Source organism: Kitasatospora sp. NPDC087315, assembly GCF_044744345.1.
In the GTDB taxonomy this organism is placed as follows: domain Bacteria; phylum Actinomycetota; class Actinomycetes; order Streptomycetales; family Streptomycetaceae; genus Kitasatospora.
On sequence record NZ_JBIUYD010000013.1, the window covers coordinates 135931 to 158251 of the forward strand.

A 22321-nucleotide genomic window follows, 5' to 3' on the forward strand; every position below is an offset into this window, starting at 1 on the left:
GGACGGGACAGCCATGCCTACTTTCGACACCCCCGACGCGATCTCCGCCATCCTCGAATTCGACATCGGGTCGGTCCGGATCATCGCGAGCAAGCGCATCGACACGGTCGTCGAGGTGCGGCCCGCGGACGGCACCGTGGAGGCGGACATCCGGGCCGCACAGCAGACCAAGGTCACCTACGCGAGCGGCAGGCTGTCGGTGAAGGGGCCGAAGAAGCGCTCGCTGTTCGGCCGGACGGGCTCGATCGATGTCACCGTCGAGCTGCCGGCCGGCTCCGAGGTGCACGGCAACTCGCCGATGGCGGACTTCATCTGCGAAGGCCTGCTCGGTGACTGCCGGCTGAAGACGTCCCTCGGCAACATCCAGGTCGAGCAGGCCGCCACCGTCGAGCTGAAGGTCGACCACGGCGACATCCGGCTGGAGCAGGCGAGCGGGGACGCCGAGATCGCCGGGTCGGGCCGGGTCCGGATCGGCGAGGTCGGCGGCGCGGTGACGGTGAAGAACGGCAACGGGGAGACGGAGATCGGCGAGGTGCGCGGCGACCTGCGGGCCAACGCCTCCAACGGACGGATCGACGTCGGGGTCGCGCATGCGGACGTGGACGCCAAGACGGCCCACGGCGGCATCCGGATCGCCGAGGTGACGCGCGGCCGGGTGGTCCTGCAGACCAGCGTGGGGGACTTGGAGGTCGGCATCCGCGAGGCGACGGCAGCCTGGATCGACGTGCACTCCCAGATCGGCGGCGTGCGCAACTCCCTCGGTCCGGTGGAGGGGCCGGGTGAGGCACGGGAGACCGTCGAGGTACGGGCGCGGACGCAGGTCGGCGACATCGTGATCCGGCGTTCCTGAGCATCCGTCACAGAGAAGGCAGCGAGACCGTCATGACCTCAGCGCCCAGCCCGCCCACGTCGACCGCGGCGATCTCCGCGGTCGGTCTGAGCAAGTCCTACGGCGACAGAGCGGTGCTCACCGGCATCGATCTGCACATCCCCGAGGGCACGGTGTTCGCCCTGCTCGGGCCGAACGGCGCGGGCAAGACCACCACCGTGCAGATCCTCTCGACCCTCATCCCGGCCGATGGGGGGACGGCCCGGGTGGCGGGCCACGACCTGGTCCGGGAGAGCGACGCCGTCCGGAGCGCGATCGGCGTCACCGGCCAGTTCTCGGCCGTGGACAACCTGCTCACCGCCGAGGAGAACCTGCTGCTGATGGCGGACCTCAACCACCTCGGCCGTCGGGAGGGGCGGAGGCGGGCGGTGGAGCTGCTGCGGAGGTTCGACCTGACGGAGGCGGCGGCCAAGCCGGTCGTCACGTTCTCGGGCGGGATGCGGCGCAAACTGGACCTGGCGATGACGCTGGTCGGCGATCCGCGGATCATCTTCCTCGACGAGCCGACGACGGGGCTGGACCCGCGCAGCCGGCGGACGATGTGGGAGATCATCCGGGGGCTGGTGGCCGACCACGGCGTCACGATCTTCCTGACCACGCAGTACCTGGAGGAGGCCGACCAACTGGCCGACCGGATCGCGGTGCTGGACGGCGGCCGGATCGTCGCCGAGGGGACGGCGGACGAGCTGAAGCGGCTGATCCCGGGCGGCCACATCCGGCTCCGGTTCGCGGACGCGGGGGAACTCGCCGCGGCGGCCCGCCTGTTCGACTACGCCACGGCGGACGACGAGGCGCTCACCCTGGACATCCCCGGCGACAACTCCGTCCTCACCGTGAAGGCCGTGTTCGACGCGCTCGACAACGCGTCCGTCCGCGCGGAGTCGCTCACCGTGCACGTCCCCGACCTGGACGACGTGTTCCTCACCCTGACCGGGGAAGGCGCCGCCCGATGAGCACCATGAGCTATGCCGTCAGCGACTCGCTGACGATGCTGCGACGCAACCTGAAGCACGCGGTGCGGTATCCGTCCATGACGTTCGCGGTCGTGATGATGCCCGTGATGATGCTGCTGCTGTTCAACTACGCGTACGGCGGGGCCCTCGGCGAGGGGATCGGCGGCGGCAAGTACATCGACTACGTGACGCCCGGCATCGTCCTGATGGCGGCGACCTCGGGCGCTCTCGTCACCGCGGTCGGCGTCTGTGTGGACATGACCGAGGGGATCGTCAACCGCTTCCGGACGATGGCGATATCCCGTTCGGCGTTCCTCACCGGGCATGTCGTCGGCAGCCTGATCCAGACGGTGATCGGCCTCGTGCTCGTCATCGGCGCGGCCTTCGCGATGGGGTTCCGTCCCGACGCCACCCCGGTGGAGTGGCTCGCGGCCATTGGGCTGCTGGTCTTCGTGACCCTCGCCCTGACCTGGCTGGCGGCCGGCATCGGTCTGGTCGCCAAGACCCCCGAGAGCGCCAGCAACATCCCGATGCCGCTCCAGTTCCTGCCCTTCATCGGCAGCGCCATCGTCCCGCCCGACTCCATGCCGACCGCCCTGCGCTGGTTCGCCGAGTACCAGCCCTTCACCCCGATCATCGAGACCCTCCGGGGCCTCCTGATGGGCACCCCCATCGGCACCAGCGCCCTCAGCGCCCTCGCCTGGTGCCTCGCCCTGACCCTCACCGGCTACCTCTGGGCCCGCACGGTCTTCCACCGCACCGCGCGGCGGTAGGCGCCTCGCGGGTGCTCGTCGCGGATCAGGCGCTCGGCGCCGGGGTGCAGCCCCGGCAATGGCCTTTTCTCAGCGAGGGTTGAGGGGCGCATCGGCTGCCTCGCGTCCACCTACCGGTCCTCTCGTCTGCTGCGGTGGAGCGAACGCCGGAAGTGATTCGAGTACGAACGGAATGCATGGGGCACTTCCCGTGCGGCTGGGCGGTCGCCCGGTCGCACCGATCTGACGGGAGTCACCCATGCGACGTGCGGTAACTGTGTTCGGAGCCCTGGCCGCGGCGGGGATGATGGCGCTCGCCGTGCCCACCTCGGCCTCGGCGGCCCACGGCACCTTCGTCTTCGGCGGCGGGCAGGTGGTCGAGAACCCGAGCGGGTGTGTCAATGCCGATATCTGGCCGCTCATCCTCCACAACCGCACGAACGAGTACGCCGTGGTCTACAGCGGCCCGAACTGTACGGGTGACGTCCTGACGGTCGTTCCCCCGGGCGGCCGGACGACCCAGGAGTTCGGCTCAAGCGTGTACGTCGCCTGACCGTACGCGGTTCCAGCCGAGGCCGGCCCGGCATCGCGGGCCGGCCTCACTGTGTGTGGCCGCAGGTGCCATGGGAGCATCGGCGAGGCCGACCGGGGCCGGGGCGGGCCGGGTGGCGGTCACTCCCTGGCGTTAACTTTCGTGTGGGGATCACTCGTTCGACGGATGGGTGGCTTGGTCATGCCGATCCGGCCGTGGTCGGGTGTCGGCATGACCACCACCGCAATTCGGCGGCTCGTCGCCTCCGCCGCTGTCGCCGTCGTCATCACCACCACCCTGGGGGCCGCCCCTGCGACACGGCCGGCCTCGGCCGACTCGCTCGGCCTCCTTCAGCTCTCCGTCACCCGTGACGAGGACGGCTCCCTCGTGGAGGACTTCGTCCTCACCTGCGACCCGAACGGCGGCACCCACCCCGATCCGGACGCCGCCTGCGCAGCCCTGACCGCAGCCGACGGAGACTTCGACCGCCTTGTCGGCGATCCGGACCGCTTCTGTCCCGACTACTACGACCCGGTCACCGCCGACGCCGAGGGCGAGTGGAACGGCCAACGGGTCGCCTGGCAGAAGACCTTCACCAACCAGTGCTTCCTGGAGCGCGCCACGACCCCGGTCTTCTGAGGCCGAGGACGCCCCGCATCAGCAGCCCGGCCCTCCGTCGAAGGACGGAGGGCCGGGCTTTCTGGAGCGTCGGGGCTACGGAGGCGGCCGGGAGGGGGAGACCGAGGTGGCCATGAATGGGGGGCGTGCCGACAGGTCTGTCAGTGACCGGTACTACGGTCGCGCCTATGGAAGCGGAACTCGCCAAGCACGTCGACCCCCTGCCCGGACGGGTCGGCCATGTCGCCGGTATCGAATCGATCACCCTCGACGGGCATCGCTACTACTTCGGATTCGACTACGGCAGCGACATGGTCGTCTCGCCGCTGATCGACGACCCGGACGCGATGGCGGCATTCGCGAGTGAGCACCTGCGGCAGACCACGGGTCGGCACGACAGGGCTTACTGGGCGGACCTCGTCGGCTCGGCGGTCGAGAGCTCCGCGTTGGTCTCGGAGGAGGCGCAGCGGGAGTGGACCACGGAGGGGTTGCGCGTTGACCTGCCGGCCCCTGGGGGTCACCTGCTCTATCTCCTGGGCGCCGCCACCGAGTGGGACGACTGGTTCGCCGAGTCGCCGCCGGCACAACAGGCCTACCGGCGGCTGGGGTTCGAGGAGGAGGATTCGGACTTCGTCGACCACTGCCTGGAGGCCGTCCGGGACCATGGGGTGGCTGCCCGGCCTGACGAGTGGACAGTCATCCGCTTCCACCTCACGGCCGCGGTGCAGCATCTTCCGGGCAACTGGAGGCTGCTGTTCGACCCGCTTGCGGAAGGCGTCGCCAGTTACGAGTGATGTGACGCGTCGCTTCGGAGGGGGTGTCGCGTGCCGACGGACTCCAGCCGGTGCTCGGTCGCTCCGGTGTCCGGCACGGTGCTGACCGCGGCGAGGTTCACGGCGCGACCGGCTGGAGCGTGGTCGTCCACGACCGCGACGAAGGCGGCTACCACGAGCACGCCATGGGCTTCGCCGAGTGGCTCCACCGGCACCTGCTCGGCGAGGAGGTCATCCACCCGGGCGGAACGTACGTCACTCCCGGACCGGTCAAGCCCCAGCACCTTCCGATGAGCCCGAACGACCGCCCCGTCCCCTGGTACGGGCCTGAGCGCGGCGTGTGAGCCGCCGTCTCTCCCGGTGACGGCGGGTCCCCGGACCTGCCGGCGCCGCACGGGCGGCGCACCGTTCTTGACGCCCGGGTCAACGGTTCGGGCCCTTTCTGGGATCTAACAGCCAGGAGGTGCTCATGAGAGAACCGAAGAAGGCGCAGGACGAAGACTTCCAGGTGTTCGTGGTCGCCGTCTGGCCGCGCCTGCTGCGTACGGCCTTTCTACTGACCGGCCAGCAGCAGGCGGGCGAGGACCTCGTCCAGTCGACCCTCGAACGCGCCTACGCGGCATGGGGAAAGGTCCGAAAGGCCAACACTCCGGAGGCGTATGTGCGCCGGATCCTGGTCAACGAGCACGCACGCCGGCTGCGGCGCCGGGTGCCCGAGCAGCTGGTCACCGAGCTGCCGGAGCGGGCCGCGCAGGACGGCTTCGGCGGGCTCGACGAACGCGGCGTGCTGCTGAAGGCACTGGCCGAACTTCCGCCGCGCCAGCGGCAGGCCGTCGTGCTGCGGTACTGGGAGGACCTGAGCGAGAGCCAGGCGGCGGCGGCCATGGACTGCTCCGTGGGCACGGTGAAGAGTCACGCGTCGAAGGGCATCGCGAAGCTGCGGGCCTCCTCGGCACTGACCGGTATGACACAGATCAAGGAGACGGTATGAGCGAGAACAGCCACGCGGGCTCGGCCGGGGACGCGCGGATCGGTGCCGGGCTGACGGAGCTGACGGCGGCGGTGCGGATCGTGCCCGCCCCCCTCGCCGAGATCATCACGGGCGGGCGGCGACTGCGCAGGCGCCGGAACCTGCTGACCGGAGCCGCGGCCCTGACGGTGACCGCGGTGGCGGCGGCCGTGCTGGTGGCCCTGCCGGGCCTCCGGCCGGGCGGTGACGGTTCGGTGGCGCCCGCTGCCGCACCCGTCCTCGGCGGCGCCCTGCCCGGGAGTGCCCCCGCGAGTCCTTCGGCAAGCCCCGGCGCCGCCCGGGACCCGTTCCAGCCGGTCCGCACCCTGGTGGCGGAAGGCACCACCGACGGCAAGCAGTGGCAGGCGTGGGCGGCGCTGTGGCCGCTGTCGACCAGGGAGCAGTCCTTCCAGCAGGCCCAGCTGATCTGGCAGGAACAGCACGCCGCGGGCTCCGACCTGAGCGAACCGACCCCCGATTACGTTGCCCGGTACTGGCAGCCGACCACTGACATCGTCGACCTCTACCTCGTCGTCGACGGCGCCCGCCTGCCCGACGACCGCCTCTCCGACACTCCTGTCCCCGGGACCGCGGAGCCGCTGACCACCGGCCCTGACGGCAGTCTGACGGGCTGGCTGCTCGGCGGCGGCAGCGACAAGAGCGGAAAGCCCAAGGTCCTCCCGGTCATGATGGGCGCGGTCCGGCCCGATGCCGCCAAGGTGGTCGTGAACTGGTCGAACGGGACCACCTCCGAGCCCCGGCTCGCCCCCGTCGGGGACTCCCCACTCCGCTGGATCGCGGTGGCCCAGCCGACCGGTCTGCACGCGACGTCCTTCAAGGTCTTCGCCGCGGACGGCCGGCTCCTGGGCACCAACAAGAGCTGGCTGAACGGGTAGCCGGGCCCGGCGGCGGTACGAGTCCGACGTCCTCGCACCACAGGGCCCGCCGTCCCTTCCGGAGGCCGGCCGCGCCGTACTCCGGGGAGCGCGGCGCGGCCGGTCCGTCCCGCGTCAGCGCAGGGTGTCAGGTGCCGTCAGGGCTGGCGGGAACGTGCCCGTGGGCGGGGCGTCCTTGCCGCAGGCGGCCTTGATCACGAGATTCTGGAACGCCCGGCCCGGCCCCTCCGGGTCGCCCTCACCGTACGGGGTGTGCGAGAGGGCGAACTGCTTGCCGCCGTCCAGCGATCCGAGCAGCACCGTCCCGTACCCCGGGAGCCCGCCAAGGTGCCCCCAGGCCGGCCCGCACGGGAGGTCGAAGCGGATCAGGCCGAGGCCGTAGTCGGCGCCGATGGCGGGGGCCGGCACGGTGGTGGTCATCTCGGCGAGCTGGGCCGGCGGCAGCAGGCGGCCGCCGAGCAGGGCGGCGTGGAAGCGGGTGAGGTCGTTCGTGGAGGAGATGCCGTTGCCCGCCGCGTCGCCGAAGGTCGGGTTGATCCGGGTCATGTCCACCGGACCCTCCGGGAGTTTGGCGTAGCCGTGCGCGTGCGGCCCGGGGATGCCGGTGCCGGAGGTCGGCATGACGGTGTCGTCGAGGTGCAACGGGCGGATGATGCGCTGCTCGACCTCCTTCTGCCAGGTCCGGCCGGTGGTCTTCCCGATCAGCATTCCGAGCAGGACGTAGTTGGTGTTGGAGTAGTGCCAGCCCTGGCCCGGCGCGAAGTACGGCGGGTGCTCGAAGCCCGCCGCCACCAGCTGCCGCGGGCGGTAGTCGGTCCAGCGGCCCTGCGCCAGGTAGGTCCGCAGGCTCGCGTCGTCGTGGTAGAGGAACCGAGGGTCCTCCAGGTAGTCGAACAGGCCGCTGGTGTGGTTGAGCAGTTGGCGCACGGTGATGCCCGCGCCGTTCGGCACCACACCGGGCAGGTGGCGTTCGACCGGATCGTCGAGGCCCACCCGGCCGTCGGCGACCAGCTGGAGTACGACGGTCGAGACGAACGTCTTGGTGACGCTGCCGATCCGGAACCGGCCGTCGGCGCGGGCCGGTTCGCCGGTGGTCAGGTCGGCGCTGCCCGCCGCGCCCCGCCAGAGCGGGCGGCCGTGGTCGCGGACCTCGACCAGGGCGGACGTCGAGCCGCCCTGCTCGACCAGGGCCTCCAGTTCGGGGCGCAGGTCGACGGACGGGCGGCGCTCGTCCGCCGCCGGGGTGGACGGGCCCGGGGCGGACGGGCCCGGGGCACTGGTACCGGCGGCCATGGCGGCCGTCGGTACCAGCGGGACGACGGTGGCGCCGGCGATGGCGACGGCGGCGAGCCGCAGCCCCAGGCGGCGGCGCGAGGTGGTGGTGGTCATGGTGATTCCCTCCCCCGGAGCCCGGCTGCCGGGCCCCTGGGACCACGTTCGCATCCACGCTTCGCCGATCGCGTCACCCTCGGGGCGGGGCCGGCCGTACACCCCGCGACGGGTGTCGGCCGGCCGTCCGGCGGGGGTGGACGCCACCGGTGGTATGACTCAAATCACTTGACCTGCAAAGGATTTGATGATCAGTCTGGAGTTCTCAGCGGAGCCGGGAGGAGGAGAGGATCGACGCGAGGTGGGCGACCACCATGCCCCAGGTGATCGCGGCGATCGCCGCCACCGCGACCCGGGTCGGGTCCGTGCTGCCGACCGCCGCGTCCGCCACCGCGACCGCCAGCAGCACCAGCGACGCCTCGATGCCGTTGGTCACCCGGTGGATCTTGAGGACGGAGGCCAGCCGTCGCGCCGTCGCGATGCCCTGCGAGCGCGGCTGGGTCGACTCGTCGTCGGCCGGTGCCAGACCGCTGCGGGCGCGTGCCACATCGACCAGGTCCGTCGAGGCCTTCAGCAGCACCACGCCCAGCGCTGCCGCCAGACCGACCGAGACCCACAGCTCCGACCTGCCCTGTGCCGCCCGGACACCCGCCCCGATCATCAGGGCGGCGTCGGCCAGATAGGCGCCCAGCCGGTCGACGTAGACACCCGCCGTACTGAACTGCTTCTTCCAGCGGGCCACCTCGCCGTCGACACAGTCGAACAGCAGGAAGAGCTGGAACAGCACCGCCGCCAGCACCGCTCCCGGTAGCCCGGGGATCAGCAGCGCGGCCCCGGCGCCGACACCGCAGACGACCATGGTCCAGGTCAGCGAGTTCGGCGAGACGGAGGTGCGCACCAGCTGCCTGGTCGTCCGCAGCGAGACCCGGCGCATGTACAGCCGCCCCGCCCAGTGCTCCCCGTTGCGGCTCCCCAGCTTGGCCTGCGGCTGGCAGACCTCCCGCAACTCCGCCAGCGCCGGAGCAGCCACCATGATGATTTCCTCCACCTGTCCGGCCTGCCCTGGGCCCGATCCGGCCCGTCCCGACCTCGGCCCGACCTCGGCCCGGCCCCGATCCGGCCGCCGACGACCGACGACCTCGAAACGATCTTCACAGGCTGGGGCGTGTCTGACAATTCGCGGCGGATCAGTGTGCGGCGGTGGGGTGCGTGCACCGCAAGGCGGAGGAGGGAGCCACTGCGGTGGGGGCACCTCCCGGCCGGAGGCTGGGGGAGTGCGTGCCCTGGGGGTACCTCCCGGCCGAAGGCTGGGGGAGCGTCGCACGCCCGGCGGGAATTGTCAGACACGCCCCTGGACCGCGACGGCGACCGGGCGCGAAGCGGGCCAGGACCGGGCGGGGTGGTCCGGCCCGCTTCGCGCCCGTGGGGTGCGGCCGTCCGGCGGCGTGGGCCGTCAGACCAGGGCCACCCCCGGGACCGGGGCGCCGCGGTGCAGCCAGGCGCGTTCGGCGGCGGACCAGGTGGTCGTGGTCAGCAGGTAGATCGCGGCGGCCAGCGGCACCAGCGAGGCGAACAGCACCGTGCCGAAGGACAGGTACGGCAGGAAGGCCGCCCCCGGTTGCGGGGTGGGCTGCGCCGCCGCGGCCCGCCGGGCCCGCCGGAAGCCGACGTACGCCACCGCCGCCAGACCCGCGTACAGCACGCCGAAGACCGCCAGTTGCGCCGGGCCCGTCGCGCCGTGCACGTGCAGGCCGAGCGGGACGCCGAAGAGGGTGTGGCCGAGCAGGTCGTTCGGGGTGGTGAAGAGGCGGTACATCACCGAGAAGAACGGGAGCTGCACCAGCATCGGCAGGCACCCGGCGAACGGCGAGGCCTTCTCCTTCCTGTACAGCTCGGCCAGCGCGGCCTGGAGCTTCTCCGGCTTGCCCTTGTGCTTGCGGTTCAGCTCGGCGACCTGCGGGGCGAGCCGTGCCCTGGCCTTCTCGCCGCGCGCCGCCGCCCGGGCGAGCGGATGCAGGGCCAGGCGGACGCAGACGGTGAACAGGACGATCGCCAGCGCCGTCGGCAGCAGACCGGCGAGTGCGGAGACGACATCGTGGGCCAGGCCGACGGCCGGGTCGAAAAGCGCGAAAACAGACATGACGGGGTGAGCCCTCCGGGGTCTCAAAGCATGAGTGCATGAGTGATCGGCGGAGGACGGCCGCGCAACGGCGGTGGGAAGACGAGGGGTTACGCGGCCGCCGGGGCCGCCCCCGGTGCCCTGGGGCGTCGCCTGCCCCGGGCGTCCGGATCGCGCTGCGGAAGGAAGGCGGTCCGGAACGCGCGTCGGCGCAGCGTCCCGTCCCGTACGGCGGCCGGCGCCCGCGCGCCCAGCAGCCGGGCGGCGGCCAGCGTGCCCGCGGCCGCCCCGGCCAGCAGCACCACGGCCGCGGCGGCGGCCACCGAGGTCAGCGTGCCGCCTTCGGTGAGCAGCTCGCCGGTCAGCACCCGGAGCAGCCCGAGGAGCACCGCGACCACGGACATGGGTGCTCCTCCTCGTTTCTCCGGCGCCGGTGTGCCTCGACCGGTGTGCTCCGACCGGCGGGTGTCAGACGTTGACGACGATCGTACGGCCTGCCGGGTTCCCGGGCACAGGGCCCGGAGCGGGAGGGCGTGCGAGGGCGTGCGAGGCCGTCGCGCGCGCCGTAGCCAGGGGCGCTACACGGGGCTACCGTGGACAGATGAAGGTGATTACCCAGCGGGAGTTCCGGAACAACTCCGCCGCGGTGATGGACGCCGTCGAGGCGGGGGAGACCTTCCACATCACCAGGAACGGGGTCGAGGTCGCCGAGCTGCGGCCGGTGCAGGGGCGGCGACGGCTCACGGCGGAGGAACTGGTGGCGCGGCACGTGAAGCTGCCGCGGGTCGACTACCAGCAGATGCGCAAGGAGGCCGAGGAGTACTTCGGGCCCGAGGAACTGGTCGGGGACGAGGGCGACGACCCCTTCGAGCGGCCGCGTGGCTGAGCGGCGCAGGGCGCCCCGGCGGCGGCCGGCCGGGGTGCTGGACACCTGCGTCTACATCGACCTGGCGCTGCTCAACCCGGCGGAGCTGCCGGCCGTCCCCGAACTGACCGCGATCACCTTCGCCGAACTGCAGCAGGGCGTCTCGATGGCGCGGGACGCGGTCAGCCGGGCGGCACGGCTGGAGGTGCTGGGGGCGGCGATGGCCGACTTCGACCCGCTGCCGTTCGACGCGGCCGCCGCCGCCCGCTACGGGACCCTCGTCACCCTGACCATCGCCGCCGGGCGGCAGCCGCGCCCGCGCCGGATCGATCTGATGATCGCCGCGGTGGCCTCGGCCCATGGGCTGCCGCTGTACACCCGCAACGTGGCGGACTTCCGGGGGCTCGGCTCGGCGGTCGAGATCATCGGGATCTGACGGCGATTCGTCCCGGGATTTCAGGTGTTGGCACTCGCCGCCCGGTTCCATCGCGCGCGAATAAACTTGTGGTGGTGGGGTGTGGCTGCCATGATCGGACCATTCATGGCATCAGGGGAGGACGCCATGCGGGGGGAATATCCCGCTGTGTCCTCGCGCGATTACAGGGGGTTGGGAAATGCGGTCCAGTCTGAAGAGGAACGCGCTTCGCGCGGGTGTGGTGGCTGTCGGCGCCGGGCTGCTGATGGGTGGCCAGTCGGCCTCGGCCGTCTATGGCGGCGAGGGTCCGTTCCGTTACATCAACAAGAGCAGTGGCAAGTGTCTTGAGGTGGCGGACTGGCGCACGGACGACGGTGCCCCGGTCCGGCAGTGGGACTGCAGCTCGGGTGACAACCAGCGGTGGCGCCTGGTGGACGCACCGGGTGGCTATGTCGGCCAGGTGTCGCTGATCAATGTGCACAGCGGCAAGTGTGTCTACTTCGACGGAGGCGGCAAGCCGGTCGGTGGGGAGCTGTTGAAGCAGTTCACGTGCAACAACGCGCAGCGGTGGTCGATGGTTTATTCCGGGGGGCCCACGTCCCTCATGTTCGAAATCGAGAACATGAGGATGGAAATCGGCGGATTCAGCAACGCTCAGGGTGCGCCCGCGCAGCTCTGGTGGTCGAACAGCGGTGCAAACCAGCAGTGGACTCCGCAGCCCGCAGGCTGACGAATTCCTGCTGGATCCGGCCGACAGCCGTCCACTGAACGCAGCTGCGCGCCGAGCCTGTGACCGTCCTCAGTCCAGCCGGACGGTCGTCCCCGTGGCGGCCGCGGCGCGGGCCGCCTCCAGCACGGCGAGGGTGGCGACGGCGTCGTGCGGGTCGACCGGGGGCGGGGTACCGGGGGAGGCCAGGGCGGCGGCGATGCCCGCGTAGAAGGCCGGGTAGTCGCCCGGGTCGGTGGGGATCGAGGCGGCCGACTCGTCGGTGCCGAGGGTGCCGTAGTGGGCAGGCTGGTCGGTGCCCCAGGGATGGGTGCCGTCCGGCCGGCGGCCGGCGCGGAGCTCGGCCTCCTGCGGGTCCATACCGGACTTGACGTACCCGGCGGCGTCGCCGAGCACCCGCAGACGGGGGCCGACGAGCGGCGTGATGGCGCTGGTCCACAGGTGGGAGCGGGTGCCGGAGGCGTGGGTGAGGGCGAGGAAGGCGTCGTCGTCGACCACCGCGCCGTCCCGGCGGACGTCGATCTCGGCGTACACCGTCTCGACCGGCCCGAACAGGGTGAGCGCCTGGTCGACCAGGTGGCTGCCCAGGTCGTACAGGGTGCCGCCGACCTCGGCCGGGTCGGCCAGCTCCCGCCAGCCGGGCTTGGGCTTGGGCCGGAACCGCTCGAAGCGCGACTCGAAGCGGTGCACCCGGCCGAGCGCGCCCTCGCGGACCAGCCGCTGGGCGGTGAGGAAGTCGCCGTCCCAGCGCCGGTTCTGGAAGACGGAGAGCAGGGTGCCCTGCGACTCGGCCAGTCGGCACAGCTCCAGCGCGTCGGTGGCGGTGGCGGCCAGCGGCTTGTCGACCACGGTGGCCAGCCCGGCGTGCAGCGCGGCCCGGGCCAGCGAGGCGTGGGTGCGGTTCGGGGAGGCGATGACGACCAGGTCGAGCGCGTCCGGATCGGCGAGCAGCTGCTCGGGGGTGTCGACGGTCCGGGCGTCGGGGTGCTCCCGGTGCAGTCGGGCACGGCGGTCGGGGTTGGCGGTGACCACCGCGTCCAGCCGAAGCCCGGGAGTGCTGGCGATCAGCGGGGCGTGGAAGGCGGAGCCGGCCAGGCCGTAACCGATCAGGCCGACGCGGAACGGGCCGGAGGGACCGGACAGGCTGGACGGACGCAGCGGGGGGCGCGACGTGGGGCTCATGCGCTCCACTCAATCACGGGGCGCCCGGTCGGCCCCGGTTTCGGGGCGTTCCCGGCGACGCCTTCGGCGGGGCCGGTGCTCAGCGGGCCCGGGCGTCCCGGCCGCGGCGCTGGCGGTGGATGACGGCGATGGTGGCGCCGGTGAGCAGGACGGCGGAGCCGACCGAGGCGAGGATGCCGAGGGAACGGTCGGCACCGGTCCGGGCGAGGTTCGCGGAGGCGGCGGCCGGGGTGCCGGCCGAGGCGGCCACGGGGGCGGATCGCGCGGCGACCGTGCCGCCGACGGCGAGGGCGACGGCGAGGCCGGTGGCGGCGATCGGGCGGACGACGGCGGGGAGGAGACGGCGCACGGGCATGGCCGGAGGACTCCTTGGCGGGAGCGGGGTGAGGGTGGTGCCGCTCACGCTAGCCGGGCGGGGCCGAGGCGCTGAGGGGCGATCAGTGGGATTAGGGGTGGCTTAAGGCTTCCTTGAGGTGCGGGGCCGCCGGGGTGAGAGCGCCCGGGGCGGGCCGGTCAGGGTGGACGGCCGGCGGTGGACGCGTATTCCGGTGGGCGGGACCGGCTGCCGTCGAGCAGGTGTGCGGATTAGGCTGTGCCCCGTTGGGGCAGCCAGCAATACCCCCGGCGGTCCGGTGTCCCGAGGAGGGTCCGGCCGGTGGGAGGCGCAGCGGTGACGGCGGTGCGCCGCGGTTTTCGTACGACCAACGCAAGACGTTGCAAGACTTCGGGAGACACGCACGTGGCAGACCGCAAGCCCATCGAGTCCTGGCTGACCGACATGGACGGGGTCCTCATCCACGAGGGCACGCCGATCCCCGGCGCGGAGGAGTTCCTGCGTCGGCTGCGGGAGTCCGGCAAGCCGTTCCTGGTGCTGACCAACAACTCCATCTACACCCCGCGCGACCTCAGCGCCCGCCTGGCCGGCATGGGTCTGGAGGTGCCGGAGGAGTGCATCTGGACCTCGGCCCTGGCCACCGCGAAGTTCCTCAAGGGCCAGCGCCCGGGCGGCACCGCATACGTGATCGGCGAGGCGGGGCTCACCACCGCGCTGTACCAGGCCGGCTACGTGCTGACCGACAACAACCCGGACTACGTCGTCCTCGGCGAGACCCGCACCTACAGCTTCGAGGCGCTCACCAAGGCGATCCGCCTGATCAACCAGGGGGCTCGTTTCATCTGCACCAACCCGGACGAGACCGGTCCGTCCACCGAGGGCGTGCTGCCGGCCACCGGTTCGGTCGCGGCGCTGATCACCAAGGCGACGGGCGTCGAGCCGTACTTCGTCGGCAAGCCCAACCCGCTGATGATGCGCGAGGCGCTGAACACCGCTGGCGCCCACTCGGAGACCGCCGTGATGATCGGCGACCGGATGGACACCGACATCGTGGCGGGCATGGAGGCCGGTATGGAGACCATCCTGGTGCTCACCGGCCTCACCGCGGCCGCCGACGTGGAGCGCTTCCCGTACCGGCCGACCCGGGTGGTCAACTCGATCGCGGACCTGGTCGAGCTGGTCTAGCGGTTGCATCGCTGTACCGCTGTACCGCTGTACCGCTGTACCGCTGTACCGCTGTACCGCTGTACCGCTGCACCGCTGTACCGCTGCACCGGGCCCTGCCCTGGCCGACGGCCGGGGTGGGGCCGTCGCGCGTGCCCGGTGGGGTTCACCGAGGAGGGCGGACGAGTGCGGCGGGGTCACGTGGGGGTCGCGGCTGCTGCGGGTGCGGTGGCCCGGACGGATGTGGCTCCGGCGGAGTGGAGTGTCAGCCGGGCTGTGTAGCGTTCGGGGTGGAAGAGGGCGTGCGGCGCAAGGGCCGCGGCGCGTCCGAGGTCGGGGCGGTGCCGCGGTGAGCGGCCGTCCGGTGGGAGGTTGATGTCGTGACGGACACGGTCGAGGCAGGCGTGGTCGAGGCGGACGCGGTCGAGGCGGGATCGGGGGCCGGGCTGGAGCTGCCCGAGTCCTGGCGCGAGGTGCTGGGCGCCGAGGCGGAGAAGCCGTACTTCGCCGAGCTGGCGGCCTTCGTGGCGGCCGAGCGCGCGCAGCACCAGGTCTTCCCGCCGAGCGGGCAGGAGTTCTCCGCGCTGGAGGCCACGCCGTACGAGAAGGTCCGGGTGCTCGTCCTCGGCCAGGACCCGTACCACGACGACGGCCAGGCCCACGGCATGAGCTTCTCCGTGCTGCCCGGCACCAAGACGCCGCCGTCGCTGCGCAACATCTTCAAGGAGCTGGACGCCGACCTCGGCATCCCGGCCCCGGACAACGGCTACCTGATGCACTGGGCCGAGCAGGGCGTGCTGCTGCTCAACGCGGTGCTCACGGTGCGCGCGCACGAGGCCAACTCGCACAAGGCCAAGGGCTGGGAGAAGTTCACCGACGCGGTGATCAAGGCGGTGAGCGCGCGCGAGGAGCCGGTGGTCTTCGTGCTCTGGGGCAACTACGCCAAGAAGAAGCTGCCGCTGATCGACACCGAGAAGCACGTCGTGGTCCAGGGCGCGCACCCGTCGCCGCTCTCCGCCAAGCTGTTCTTCGGCAGCCGCCCGTTCTCGCAGATCAACGAGGCGCTGTCGGGCTTCGGCGTCGACCCGCTCGACTGGCGGATCCCGAACCTGAAGCAGGGCTGACGCCGCTGGTCAGCTGACTCCTCGTCCGCCCGCCGCCGTCACCGGCAGTTCACCGGCCACGGCTGTCGGCCGGTGCCCGGTGTGCGAAGCTGGGGGCCGACCAGGTCGCCGGACCAGGTCTGGGGAGGGGCGGTACGTGCGCCGGGTAGGGCGAGGAGCGGGGTTCCGGTTGGCCGCGGGGGCGGCGCTGCTGGGGCTGATGGCGGGCACCGCGGGTTGCACCGACGGGAGTTCGGGCGTGGCGGGCAGGGCCGGTGGCGCGAGCGGGGGAACGAACGGCGGTACGCAGGGGGCGCCCGTGCCGGCGGCCACGGGCGCCGATACGGGCGGGGCCGGTTCCGGGCTCGCCCAGCTCCCCGGCCAGACCTTCTACGTCTCCGACCAGACCTCCGCCGCCCAACAGCTCGTCGCCCTGCGCGGCCAGGGCCGGACGGCGGAGGCCGACGCCCTGCTGAAGATCGCCGCCCAGCCCTCGTCCCAGTGGCTCGGCGACGAGGCGGCCGGCGGCATCGCCGAGAACGTGAGCCGACGGGCCGCCGCGGCGGACCGCACCCCGGTCTTCGTCGCGTACAACATCCCGCACCGCGACTGCGGCCTCTACTCGGCCGGCGGCGCGGCCGACGCCGCGGCCTACCGGGCCTGGATCACCGGACTGGCGGAGGCGCTGGGCGACCGCAAGGCGTGGGTCGTGCTGGAGCCGGACGCCATCGCGCACACCCTGGACACCTGCGGCGGCGGGGCCAGGAGCGAGGTCTCCGCCGAGCGGTACGGACTGCTGGCCTTCGCCGTCCAGGAGCTGAAGAAGCGCCCGCAGGTCCGGGTCTATCTGGACGCGGGCAACCCCGGCTGGGCGCAGGACCCTTCGGCGATGGCCGAGGCGCTGCGCAAGTCCGGTATCGGCGTGGCGGACGGTTTCGCCGTCAACGTCTCCAACTTCTACGACACCGGCCGGAACGTGGCGTACGGCGGCGGACTCTCCGCAGCGCTCGGCGGCAAGCCCTTCGTCATCGACACCAGCCGCAACGGCAACGGCCCGCTGAGCGGCGAGGCCTGGTGCAACCCGCCCGGCCGCGCGCTCGGCGAGCCGCCCACGAACAACACCGGCAGGCCCGGCGTCGACGCCTATCTCTGGATCAAGAACCCCGGGGAGTCGGACGGCGAGTGCGGGCGCGGCGAGCCCCGGGCGGGCGAGTTCTGGCTGCCGTACGCGCTGGGGCTGGCGCGGGCGTCGGCCTGAGGCCGGGCAGTCGGGGGCTGTTGGGGTCGTGGTTCGTCGGGGCCGACCGGTGGTTCAGGCCGTCACCTGGATCCAGCGCGCGACCGACGGCGTCCCGGCGCCGTCCGTCACGAACAGCATGTACCAGCCGGGCGGCAGCAGGTTGGGGTTGGCGGGCAGGGTGAGCGAGACGCCGGCGGCCGATCGCCCGGTGATGTCCAGTGCCACCGAGCGCTGCTCGACATCGGTCGCGTGGGTGACCGAACTCGGCCGGATCAACTTGGCGGTGGCGACGCCGTTCGGTGCCGCGGTGTTCACCGTGACGGTGTCGCCGAGCTTCGCGGTGGCCGGGGCGGCGGTCAGCTGCGGGCGCTCGCCGTGGAACAGGTACGGCGGGGTGTAGATCTCGATGCGCTGCTCGAAGGTCCCCGGCACGGTGTCGGCCTTGTCCGCGAAGAGCGGGTCGGAACCGAGGACGACCACCCGGCCGTCGGGCAGCAGCAGCGCCTCCGAGTGGTAGTTCCGTCCGACCGTGGGCTCGGCGGCGGTGGTGAACCGGTTGGTGTCCGGGTGGTAGACCTGCGCCTTGAGCAGGTCGCTGTGGTGCTTGCCCCGGTAGTCGCTGGAACCGCCGGTGGTGAACACGGTGTCGTCCGGCAGGATCACGCTGTTCAGGTAGCGGGTGCCGCCCGCCGGCAGGTCCGGGCCCGGGGTGAAGGCCGGCTTCGCGGCGGTGAGGTCGGCGATGTCCGTGCGGGCGGTGGAGAGCGGTGACTCGCCGACGCCCCCGCCGCCGAGCACCATCACCTTCTGCGCCTGCGCGGGCGGCAGCAGCACCGAGGAGGAGGTCTCGGTGAGGCTGGGATCCCGCAGCCCTGGGACCGGCTGGAAGCTGTTGTCCTTCAGGTCCCACAGCCCGGGCACGCGGCCCTTGTCCGCCGGGCCGTAGCCCGCGTTGGAACCGGAGTAGAAGAGCTTGCCGGAGGCGGTGAGGAAGATCGACGGGTACGTCGGAAAGTAGCGGTCCGGCGCCTTGGACCAGGTCTTGGCGGCCGGGTCGTAGATCTCGTTGTCGTTGCCGCTGAGGATCTGCCCGGTGTCGTCCAGCCCCGAGACGGTCACCACCCGGCCGTCGCCCAGCCCGGTGAGCGTCGGGTACCACCGCGCGTACGCCATGTCGGTGACCTGCTCGTACATCTCGGTGTCCGGGTTGAACTCGAAGGCGGAGCGGATGCCCTGGAAGTCCTGCTTCTCCAGCGTCATGCGGTCGCTCATGCCGTAGAGGTTCCGCGCCTCGGCACCGCTCAGGCCCTTGATGGTGTACTGGGCGGGGGAGTTGTCGACGTACGCCGCGCCCTGCGCCACCGCCTCCACGAACACGTGCTGTTCGCCGGCCTTGACGACGGTCCGGTCACCGGCGCCGGTCTTCACCGCCGCGGGGACGGTCACCTCGGCGGTGGACACGTACTCGCGCCCGTTCGGGCCCGTGAACACGGTGCCCTTGGGGAACGTCCGGGCGGCGTCCGGGTTCTCGTTGCGCACCCGCATGGTGCCGGCCGCCTTCTTCACCGTGCCGTCCAGTGCCTCGTAGCGCAGCGTGCCGCCGGCCACCAGAAGTCGGCCGTCGGGCAGCGCGGTGTGGCCGCCGCAGAACATGTCGGCCGGGGTCGGGACCGACTTGTAGGTGTTCTTGACCGGGTCCCAGAGCAGGCTCTTGAAGGTGCCCGCATCGAAGTTGCGCTGGTTGTTGCCGGAACCGGCGATGATCAGGATCTTGCCGGTGCGCAGCAGGGAGGCATGGATGGCGTTGATCCGGAACTCGGCGGGCAGGATGACGGTCTGCCAGTGGCCGTACTCCGCCTTGTAGCCGGGCTGGCTGATCACGTACTGGTGGTACTGCTCGTTGGCGAAGCCGAGCACGGCCGGCGCGTTCATCCCGGCCACGGTCAGGGCTACCGTGCTGCCGAGGGCGAAGCGCTTGGTGCGGCCGGTGTTGCGGATCTTCACGGTGGTTCGTCCTCTCGTGGTGCGTCCCCTCGTGGTGCGGGCTCAGTGGGTGGTGGTCCGTGCGGTGGGCGCGGTGTCGCTGGTGCGGCCGGTGCTGGCGGTGTCGGTGGTGCTGGTGCGGCAGGTGGGGCCGGTCGCGGGGGTGGTGCTGGTGCTTGTGCCGGCGCTGGTGACCGAGAGGGTGGACGTCGGCCGGGCCCGGCGTCGGCGGATCGCGTCGGCGGCCAGGACGAGCATCGGCAGCAGGCTGAGGAACAGCGCGATGCAGGCCCAGGTGCGCATCGCGATGTGGTCGTGGCCGGTGAAGAAGGAGGCGGTGACCGCGCCGCCGAACACCAGGACCCAGAACAGGTGGATGCGAAAGGTGGCCACCCGGTCGCGGCTGGTCGAGCCGCCCTTCGGAGTCACCACGAAACGGCTGCGGAGGCGAAACACCGCTTGGAGAAACGATGCTGCATAGATCGGCCCGCTCACCGCCGACATCACCATGCCCGCCACCCCGGACGACCCGGCCGGCTCGTGCGGGCTCACGTTGTGCTTGCGGTTCCAGGTGTAGAGCAGCACCTGGAGGGCGGCCGCGTCGCTGTACAGCATCATCCAGATCTCGGACGACACATGGACGCCCGAGGCCCCGAAGCCCAGGTAGAGCACGCTGGACACGCCGCCGAGCAGCCAGGTCAGCGCCGCCATCGGGTAGAAGCAGACCATCAGCGTATAGTTGAGCAGCCGACCGGGCGACAGCCCCCAGACGGCGCGCCAGTACTGGGTGAGGAGTGTCTCGTAGGTGCCCCGGCTCCAGCGGAGCTGCTGGGAGAAGAAGTCCGTCCAGGAGGACGGCCCCTCGCCGACCGCCAGCACGTCCGGGGTGTAGACGGACTTCCAGCGCTCGCCGGTGGCCGGGTTGCGGCGGCGGTGGAACTCCAGGCCGGTCGCCATGTCCTCGGTGATCGAGTCGTACAGACCGCCGATCGACTGCAGGGCGCTGATCCGGACGGCGTTGTTGGTGCCGACGAACATCGGTGCGCCGTAACGGTTCCCCGCGCGCTGGATCAGCGCGTGGAAGAGGAACTGCTGGCTCTCCGAGAACTTGGTGACCGCCGAACCCGAGCTGCGGTAGTTGCCGTACACCTGCGGGCCGACGACGAAGGCCACGTCCGGGTCGCGGAAGTAACCGAGCATCCGCTCGCAGAACTCGGGCAGCGGGACGTGGTCGGTGTCGACCGCGACCCAGAAGTCGTAGCCGCCGCCGTAGGCCTGGAGCCAGCTGTTGTAGTTGCCGTGCTTGGTCTTGGCGCGAAACCTGCCCTTGCGCTGGTTCCAGCCCGCCACCCCGTGCCGGCTGAAGTGCCGTACGCCCAGCTCCGCGCAGAGTGCGCGCATGGCAGGATCGTTTCCCTCGTCGAGCAGCCAGACGTCGTACGGGCCGTTGTGCCGGACGGCGAGCGCGGCGGTGAGCGTGGTGCGCACCATCTCCGGCGGTTCCTTGCCCGGCACACAGGTGGTGATGAACGCGACCCGGCTGCCGGCCTCGGGCGTGACCGGCACCGGGTCGCGGGCGGCCAGGGTGGCGTGGGTGTTGGAGACGACGTTGACCAGCCGGAACATTTCGACGACCGCGATGATTCCGATCATCACCTTGTCGCCGATCAGTAACCAGGAGTGGGTCTCGCCCGGCCGGACCGGCCAGTGCCCGGGCAGCAGCAGCCAGACGAGCAGCACGGCCTCGACCACCGGGGCGGCCAGCAGGAGCAGCGCCGCCCGGATCCGGTGCGGCTCGCGCCTCAACAAGCTGCGGTACTGGACGCGGTAGGGGGGTTGTGGGGCGGCCTCGGTGGCGGTGCGGGGGTGGGCGTAGACGGAGGCGCAGTCGTAGGCGTGGGCGTGGGCGTGGGTGTCGGGGTGCGTGCCAGGGTGGGTGTCGGGGTGGTCTTCCGGAGCGACGGGCGGGCCGGCGAGGCGGCTGAAGTGCGCGTAGTCGTACGGGGCTTCGGGGACGGGTATGGAGATCAGCTCGTCGTCGACGGCGGCCGCGCCAATGGTGGAAGCGGCCGAGGACTCGGGGCCCGACTGCCGTGAGAACAGCTTGATCATGTGTGGCTCCCCCCGTGGCCGGTCGTGCGGACCGGCCCGTTCGTGCGTGTTCCGACCGGGGGTGGGCGATCCGTAGTCCCGTTGCTGCGACCGTACTTGGGCCGCGCTCGCGACTGACCGCTCCCCCCGGAGCCTTGCTTTCGAAGCAGAACACCGCCGGACAGTCGTGGTGCGTCCAGGCGGTGTCCGGGCCGTCAATCGCTAAAACGTGTACGACCGATTTTGGCATGTGGCTGCTTGGCTGCTTCGAATGCGGGATAACCGATCCGCCCCGGACTCCCCTCCGGGTGTGCGGGATCCCCGACGCGCCCAACTCTCCCGGAGCCCCGGCCTGATCGCAACCGATCTGAGAAATGATCATTGCGCAAGAGTGAAGATATGACGGTTCTTGGCCATTCGATCATTGGGGGGTGCTATTGAGATGGATTTGTGCACAGGTCGCTTCACGGCTTTGTCGCTTTGGATAGTTCGAAAAGACATGCGACGGCCGGACCACTGCACGGGGTGGTCCGGCCGTCGGGTCTTCGAGTGCTCCCGGGGTGGTGTGTCCGGTTGCTGTGGGGCTGGTTGTCGTGGGGCTGGGTGTGGCGGGACTGGTTGCCGTTCGGCCGGTTTCTCAGCCGACGGCCGACAGGAGGGTGGGGCCGGTGGCCGCCTGAACTTCGTCGAACCCCACCCCCGGGGCCGTCTCCACGAGGCGCAGCCCGGCGGGCGTGACATCGATGACTGCCAGCTCGGTGACGATGCGGTCGACAACTCCACGCCCGGTGGCGGGAAGTGAGAGCTCCTCGACGATCTTCGGCGATCCGTCCTTCGCGGTGTGCTCCATGACGACGATCAGCCGCCGGGCGCCGTGCACCAGGTCCATGGCACCCCCCATGCCCTTGACCATCTTGCCCGGGATCATCCAGTTGGCCAGATCGCCGGTGGCCGAGACCTGCATCGCGCCGAGCACCGAGACATCGATCCGGCCGGCTCGGATCATGCCGAAGGAGAAGGCCGAGTCGAAGTACGAGGCGCCGGTGGTGACCGTCACCGTTTCCTTTCCGGCGTTGATCAGATCAGGATGCTCGGTCCCCTCCACCGGGTACGGGCCGACGCCGAGGATTCCGTTCTCCGAGTGCAGCACCACATGGACGTCCGGCGGAAGGTGACTGGGGATCAGGGTCGGCAGACCGATTCCCAGATTGACGTACTGCCCGTCCCGCAGCTCCCGCGCGGCCCGTGCGGCGAGCGCGTTCCGCAGGTCGACCGCGGCGGACATGTGGGTGGGCAGGTGGGGAGGTGTGGGTGCGGAGGCGGCGGCGGGTACCGCGGCGGACAGTT

At 71.5% G+C, this 22321-nt stretch carries 24 protein-coding genes; 15 read left to right on the top strand and 9 right to left on the bottom strand.

From position 1 onward, the window contains the following. Positions 1-13 precede the first annotated feature (13 nt). From ACIO5D_RS20300 to ACIO5D_RS20340, 9 genes are all read left to right on the top strand, one after another. Complete coding sequence (locus ACIO5D_RS20300; protein ID WP_400655614.1) at positions 14-850, top strand: DUF4097 family beta strand repeat-containing protein; 837 nt, start codon at positions 14-16, stop codon at positions 848-850. 32 nt (positions 851-882) lie between these two features. Then, positions 883-1842 carry an ATP-binding cassette domain-containing protein gene (locus tag ACIO5D_RS20305; protein ID WP_400796787.1) on the top strand — a complete coding sequence of 320 codons (960 nt, stop codon included), beginning with the start codon at positions 883-885 and terminating at the stop codon, positions 1840-1842. Then, positions 1839-2615, top strand: a complete 777-nt coding sequence (locus ACIO5D_RS20310; protein ID WP_400796790.1) for an ABC transporter permease — start codon at positions 1839-1841, stop codon at positions 2613-2615. The genes ACIO5D_RS20305 and ACIO5D_RS20310 overlap by 4 nt, the downstream gene beginning before the upstream one ends. 238 nt (positions 2616-2853) lie before the next feature. Then, positions 2854-3147 (top strand): hypothetical protein, encoded by a 294-nt coding sequence (locus ACIO5D_RS20315; protein WP_363606681.1) that lies wholly within the window; start codon positions 2854-2856, stop codon positions 3145-3147. 210 nt (positions 3148-3357) lie between these two features. Beyond that, entirely contained in the window at positions 3358-3765 is a 408-nt protein-coding gene (locus ACIO5D_RS20320) for an SSI family serine proteinase inhibitor (RefSeq protein WP_363606682.1), read from the top strand. A 167-nt stretch (positions 3766-3932) separates the two neighbouring features. Next, positions 3933-4538 (top strand): hypothetical protein, encoded by a 606-nt coding sequence (locus ACIO5D_RS20325; protein WP_400796793.1) that lies wholly within the window; start codon positions 3933-3935, stop codon positions 4536-4538. Between the two features lie 23 nt (positions 4539-4561). Further along, on the top strand, positions 4562-4861 hold the full coding sequence (locus ACIO5D_RS20330; RefSeq protein ID WP_400796795.1) for a hypothetical protein: 300 nt from the start codon (positions 4562-4564) through the stop codon (positions 4859-4861). Positions 4862-4986: 125 nt separating this feature from the next. Next, a complete protein-coding gene (locus ACIO5D_RS20335; RefSeq protein ID WP_363606696.1) occupies positions 4987-5508 on the top strand; it encodes a SigE family RNA polymerase sigma factor in 522 nt (173 codons plus the stop codon). Next, positions 5505-6422, top strand: coding sequence for a hypothetical protein (locus ACIO5D_RS20340; protein ID WP_400796798.1), 918 nt, complete (start codon positions 5505-5507; stop codon positions 6420-6422). Before ACIO5D_RS20335 ends, ACIO5D_RS20340 begins: the two co-directional genes overlap by 4 nt. A 114-nt stretch (positions 6423-6536) precedes the next feature. On the opposite strand, the gene ACIO5D_RS20345 is transcribed toward ACIO5D_RS20340, so the two are convergent. The 4 genes from ACIO5D_RS20345 to ACIO5D_RS20360 all read right to left on the bottom strand — a co-directional run bounded on the left by ACIO5D_RS20345 (position 6537) and on the right by ACIO5D_RS20360 (position 10274). After that, positions 6537-7811 (bottom strand): serine hydrolase domain-containing protein, encoded by a 1275-nt coding sequence (locus ACIO5D_RS20345; RefSeq protein ID WP_400655629.1) that lies wholly within the window; start codon positions 7809-7811, stop codon positions 6537-6539. 205 nt (positions 7812-8016) lie between these two features. Further along, positions 8017-8784: a CDP-alcohol phosphatidyltransferase family protein gene (locus ACIO5D_RS20350; RefSeq protein ID WP_400796800.1), complete on the bottom strand. Its 768-nt coding sequence runs from the start codon at positions 8782-8784 to the stop codon at positions 8017-8019. Between the two features lie 420 nt (positions 8785-9204). Further along, entirely contained in the window at positions 9205-9891 is a 687-nt protein-coding gene (locus ACIO5D_RS20355) for a YidC/Oxa1 family membrane protein insertase (RefSeq protein WP_363606701.1), read from the bottom strand. Positions 9892-9980: 89 nt separating this feature from the next. Then, positions 9981-10274: a DUF6412 domain-containing protein gene (locus ACIO5D_RS20360; protein ID WP_363606702.1), complete on the bottom strand. Its 294-nt coding sequence runs from the start codon at positions 10272-10274 to the stop codon at positions 9981-9983. 197 nt (positions 10275-10471) lie between these two features. On the opposite strand from ACIO5D_RS20360, the gene ACIO5D_RS20365 reads away from it, so the two are divergent. The 3 genes from ACIO5D_RS20365 (at position 10472) to ACIO5D_RS20375 (ending at position 11880) form a co-directional block, all read left to right on the top strand. Further along, positions 10472-10756: a type II toxin-antitoxin system prevent-host-death family antitoxin gene (locus ACIO5D_RS20365; RefSeq protein WP_363606703.1), complete on the top strand. Its 285-nt coding sequence runs from the start codon at positions 10472-10474 to the stop codon at positions 10754-10756. Continuing rightward, complete coding sequence (locus ACIO5D_RS20370; RefSeq protein ID WP_400796803.1) at positions 10749-11171, top strand: type II toxin-antitoxin system VapC family toxin; 423 nt, start codon at positions 10749-10751, stop codon at positions 11169-11171. Before ACIO5D_RS20365 ends, ACIO5D_RS20370 begins: the two co-directional genes overlap by 8 nt. 178 nt (positions 11172-11349) lie before the next feature. Beyond that, complete coding sequence (locus ACIO5D_RS20375) at positions 11350-11880, top strand: RICIN domain-containing protein (RefSeq protein ID WP_400796805.1); 531 nt, start codon at positions 11350-11352, stop codon at positions 11878-11880. 69 nt (positions 11881-11949) lie between these two features. On the opposite strand, the gene ACIO5D_RS20380 is transcribed toward ACIO5D_RS20375, so the two are convergent. Together ACIO5D_RS20380 and ACIO5D_RS20385 are read right to left on the bottom strand one after the other, a co-directional pair. Next, positions 11950-13059: a Gfo/Idh/MocA family oxidoreductase gene (locus ACIO5D_RS20380; RefSeq protein ID WP_400655641.1), complete on the bottom strand. Its 1110-nt coding sequence runs from the start codon at positions 13057-13059 to the stop codon at positions 11950-11952. Positions 13060-13138: 79 nt separating this feature from the next. Further along, on the bottom strand, positions 13139-13414 hold the full coding sequence (locus ACIO5D_RS20385) for a hypothetical protein (protein ID WP_363606706.1): 276 nt from the start codon (positions 13412-13414) through the stop codon (positions 13139-13141). Positions 13415-13798: 384 nt separating this feature from the next. On the opposite strand from ACIO5D_RS20385, the gene ACIO5D_RS20390 reads away from it, so the two are divergent. The 3 genes from ACIO5D_RS20390 (at position 13799) to ACIO5D_RS20400 (ending at position 16918) form a co-directional block, all read left to right on the top strand. Then, the gene (locus ACIO5D_RS20390; protein ID WP_363606708.1) at positions 13799-14578 is read left to right on the top strand and encodes an HAD-IIA family hydrolase; all 780 of its coding nucleotides are present in this window, start codon (positions 13799-13801) and stop codon (positions 14576-14578) included. A 425-nt stretch (positions 14579-15003) separates the two neighbouring features. Further along, positions 15004-15681 carry a uracil-DNA glycosylase gene (locus tag ACIO5D_RS20395; protein ID WP_363606795.1) on the top strand — a complete coding sequence of 226 codons (678 nt, stop codon included), beginning with the start codon at positions 15004-15006 and terminating at the stop codon, positions 15679-15681. Positions 15682-15979: 298 nt separating this feature from the next. Further along, a complete protein-coding gene (locus ACIO5D_RS20400) occupies positions 15980-16918 on the top strand; it encodes a glycoside hydrolase family 6 protein (RefSeq protein ID WP_400796808.1) in 939 nt (312 codons plus the stop codon). Positions 16919-16972: 54 nt separating this feature from the next. Here ACIO5D_RS20400 and ACIO5D_RS20405 read toward each other — a convergent pair whose 3' ends face one another. The 3 genes from ACIO5D_RS20405 to ACIO5D_RS20415 form a co-directional block, all read right to left on the bottom strand. Next, entirely contained in the window at positions 16973-18904 is a 1932-nt protein-coding gene (locus ACIO5D_RS20405) for a galactose oxidase-like domain-containing protein (protein ID WP_363606711.1), read from the bottom strand. 42 nt (positions 18905-18946) lie between these two features. Continuing rightward, the gene (locus ACIO5D_RS20410; RefSeq protein ID WP_400796811.1) at positions 18947-20995 is read right to left on the bottom strand and encodes a glycosyltransferase family 2 protein; all 2049 of its coding nucleotides are present in this window, start codon (positions 20993-20995) and stop codon (positions 18947-18949) included. Positions 20996-21611: 616 nt separating this feature from the next. Further along, the gene (locus ACIO5D_RS20415; protein ID WP_400796894.1) at positions 21612-22259 is read right to left on the bottom strand and encodes a 3-oxoacid CoA-transferase subunit B; all 648 of its coding nucleotides are present in this window, start codon (positions 22257-22259) and stop codon (positions 21612-21614) included. Between the last annotated feature and the right edge of the window lie 62 nt (positions 22260-22321).